The sequence below is a fragment of the Petrachloros mirabilis genome (genome assembly GCF_975968855.1).
In genome coordinates this window covers 1-3,669 of record NZ_CDLUDY010000216.1, presented here as the reverse complement: position 1 = coordinate 3,669, position 3,669 = coordinate 1, and the positions used below count along the sequence as shown (strand labels likewise).

4 protein-coding genes are annotated in these 3,669 nt (G+C 56.6%); all 4 read left to right on the top strand.

Annotated features, from left to right (window positions below; all coding sequences use genetic code 11):
• Positions 1–283 (top strand): winged helix-turn-helix domain-containing protein (locus tag ACWVCN_RS08940; RefSeq protein WP_455245221.1); only part of this gene is annotated, 283 nt, incomplete at its 5' end.
• Entirely contained in the window at positions 280–1,020 is a 741-nt protein-coding gene (locus ACWVCN_RS08935) for an SDR family oxidoreductase (RefSeq protein ID WP_455245220.1), read from the top strand. The genes ACWVCN_RS08940 and ACWVCN_RS08935, both read left to right, overlap by 4 nt.
• Before the next feature lie 63 nt (positions 1,021–1,083).
• A complete protein-coding gene (locus ACWVCN_RS08930; protein ID WP_455245219.1) occupies positions 1,084–1,905 on the top strand; it encodes a sugar phosphate nucleotidyltransferase in 822 nt (273 codons plus the stop codon).
• Between the two features lie 292 nt (positions 1,906–2,197).
• A complete protein-coding gene (locus ACWVCN_RS08925; protein ID WP_455245218.1) occupies positions 2,198–3,607 on the top strand; it encodes a glutamate-1-semialdehyde 2,1-aminomutase in 1,410 nt (469 codons plus the stop codon).
• Positions 3,608–3,669 lie beyond the last annotated feature (62 nt).

Sequence of the window (3,669 nt, the reverse complement as noted above, 5' to 3'; positions counted from 1 at the left end):
TATTCTTGAAAACAACAGGAAATACCTGAACACAAATCCCTATTGTGAACCGCAGCTTGGAAAACGGGGGCTCTATGCGTCAGTAGGGGGCAAGAGTGACACATACAGTAGCCAGATGGCTATGCTGTGGGTACTGAATCTTTCTGACGGTAATCATTCCTTGCTTGACATTGCGGAACGATCCGGACTTTCGTTTGAGGGTATCAGAGACGCGGCCGACCGTCTGAAGGCGGCAGGTCTCCTCAGCCCACTCAGGGATTCACAGATTACCGGAAATTCATGATCTCGCTCAGAAATCAGCATGCCCTGATAACGGGTGCCAGTAGTGGCATCGGCCGGGCGATCGCCCTTCACCTGGCGAGAGAGGGAACGTCGTGCCTTCTTGTGGGAAGAAACCCGGAGACTCTCGCAGCCACACTGGAGGAGGTCAACTCCGCCAGCACGGATCAAAGGAATCAGACACTGATCGCCGATCTATCGACGGATGACGGAGCGGATTCCGTCGTCTCGCATTGTGTGCAACAGGGCACAGCGCTGAACATGATTGTCCACTCCGCCGCGTCGATCTGCGACGCGAGCGCGAGCGTCTTCAGCGACAGCGAGCTGGATACCTTGCTCTCCGTAAATCTCCGGGCTCCGATGCGCATCACGCGCGGTCTTCTGCCAATAATGGTGGATCACGAGGCTCAGATTGTCTTCATCAACTCGAGCATCACGCGGCAAAAACGCTCAAGATTTGGACTATACGGGGTGACGAAAGACGCCCTGGACTCGTTCTGTGATAGACTTCGGGAGGAGGTGAATGGCCGGGGCATCCGCGTTCTGAGCGTGCACCCGGGAAGGACGGCTACACCATTACAGCACAGAGTGCACGAGTGGGAAAAACGCGAATATCGACCCACACAATTGTTGCAGGTAGACGACATCGCAAGTATGGTGGTGCATGGCATGAGGCTGCCCAAGACCGCCGAGGTAACAAAAATCTGGATCAGGCCGATGACTCCTCTAGAGAGCACCTGAACGGTGCCGGTATTCGCTTTTTCGAAGTATACAGATCTCTCCACACGTTAAGAGAAGGTTGACATGAAGGTCGTTTTGTTCTGCGGAGGACTTGGCTTGCGGCTGCGCGAGCACAATGGAAACATTCCCAAGCCGCTGGTAAAGATTGGATACCGTCCCATCTTGTGGCACATCATGAAGTACTACGCACACTACGGTCACAAGGACTTCGTGCTGTGCCTCGGGTACAAATCGGATGCAATCAAGGACTATTTCCTCAGTTACAGCGAGTATGTATCCAACGACTTTGTCCTTTCAAACGGCGGCAAGGATCTGCGGCTGCTCAGCAGCGATATCTCAGACTGGCGCATTTCCTTTGTCGACACGGGCCTGAATTCGTCAGTGGGCGAGCGACTTGTGGCCGTCCGCGAGCATGTCGGCGACGAAGATTATTTCCTGGCCAACTATACGGATGGAGTCACGAATCTCGATCTGGATGCAATGATCACGTACGCCAAGCAGCGTGACAAAGTAGCGTGCTTTCTTGCTGTTCACCCCAACGTCTCCTTCCACACCGTGAACGTGGCTGATAATGGCCGGGTGGCCGACATCCGGAGTGCGCAGGAGGCTAACATGAGAATAAACGGGGGCTTTTTCATTCTGAAGAAGGAGATCTTCGATTACATACGGCCCGGAGAAGACCTCGTCGAGGCTCCTTTCCGTCGACTGATCGAGGACTCGCAACTGATCGCGTATCCTCACGACGGCTTCTGGGCGTGCATGGACACCTACAAGGAGAAGCAACTCCTGGATGACATTTACAATTCCGACACCGCGCCGTGGGAGGTATGGAAGAACCGCGCGCTGCCGAGCCGTAAATCCGAGGACATGACGCCGGTGCAATGAACAGTCCGTGTCTCCTGTTTCACACGTTGCGGGCGCATCGCGTCGCCGCATGATCAGATCGTAGAGCGGCTGCCGGGTCCTGTCGGCCCGGAGAATTCGCCAGCATGAGTTTTTTGCCCGGACGGGGGCGAGAGTTCGCAAGAAGTAGTTCTCTGCACGTTATTTGACCTTGGGCATCTCAGGAAGGTGTCAAGATCACGGCGTATACCGATATCTCCGGTCAGAACCAGGTTTGCCATCAGAGCGATGAGTCATGCTTGAATCCAGTCCTAATCCTTCCGCCGAACGAGAGATGAGTGCTCAGGAAAGATCCGGACCCAGCGGAGGGAGTGAAGACCGCGCCGTCAGTGACAGGACTGATCGGAATGAAATGCCACAGGCGAAATCCGTACCCCTCAACGTGGAAGGGTCGCTGGCACTCCAATCACGAGCACTCTCGCTGATCCCGGGAGGATGTCACACCTATGCCAAGGGGGACGATCAATTTCCGGAAGAGGCTCCCGTCTATATCGCCCGGGGCCAGGGTTGTCGGGTGTGGGACGTAGACGGCAATGAGTTCATCGAGTACGGCATGGGTCTCCGATCCGTAACGCTCGGTCACGCCTTCCCGGACGTGGTCCAAGCAGTTGAACGACAGCTACAGAAAGGAGTCAATTTCAACAGACCCAGCTCGATCGAAGTCGAGGCCGCGGAGCGCCTCGCCAGCGTGATAAAGAGCGCCGAGCGGGTGAAGTTTGCGAAGGATGGCTCAACCGTGACCACGGCGGCCGTTCGGCTGAGTCGGGCCCACACGGGTCGCACCGTCGTCGGGATATGCTCCAACCACCCCTTTTTCTCCTACAACGACTGGTTCATCTGTACCACCGCGATGAGCGCCGGGATTCCCGAGCCCTACCGGTCTCTTACAGGCACGTTTGACTACAACGATATTGGAAGCGCACGTCGACTCTTCGACAGGTTTCCCGGGCAGGTCGCGTGCCTCATTCTCGAGCCGGCCCGACTGCAAGATCCCGTAGATGGATTCCTGCACGAGTTGAAGGCGCTGTGCGAGACACACGGCGCCCTCCTCATCTTCGACGAAATGATCACGGGGTTCCGCTGGGACCTCGGCGGAGGACAGAAGTACTACGGCGTGATCCCAGATCTGTCGACATTCGGAAAGGCCATGTCGAATGGCTTCTCCGTGTCGGCTCTGGTCGGCCGACGAGACATCATGGATCTAGGGGGCGATGCGGGCGACCGCGAGCGGGTCTTTACCCTCTCCACCACCCACGGTGCGGAAACGCATGCACTGGCAGCAGCCATCGCAACGATCGATGTGTACGAGAGAGAGGCCGTCGTTGATCGCCTCTACGAACAGGGGCGAAAGCTCGCGGTCGGGCTTGAACGGATAGCCGGCGAGCTCGGTCTGCAACACCACTTTGAGGTACTTGGAAAGGACTGCTGCCTCCTCTATGCGACGCGCGATCAGCAGCAGCAGCCGTCTCAGGAATTCCGAACCCTCTTGCTGCAGGAATTGATGCGGCGAGGTATCCTGGCCCCTTCACTGGTCGTAAGCTTTTCACACTCGGACGCCGACATTGAGCAGACAATCGATGCATTTGGAGAGTCGCTCGTCGTCTACCGAAAGGCGCTCGACGAGGGAGTGGAGAAGTACCTTTCTGGCCGGCCCGTGAAACCTGTTTTCCGAAAGTACTGGTAGTCGCTCCGGCCCAATCGAAGCGGCTGAGGAATATCGATCTTTGCTCCGGCCGCTCCTCAATC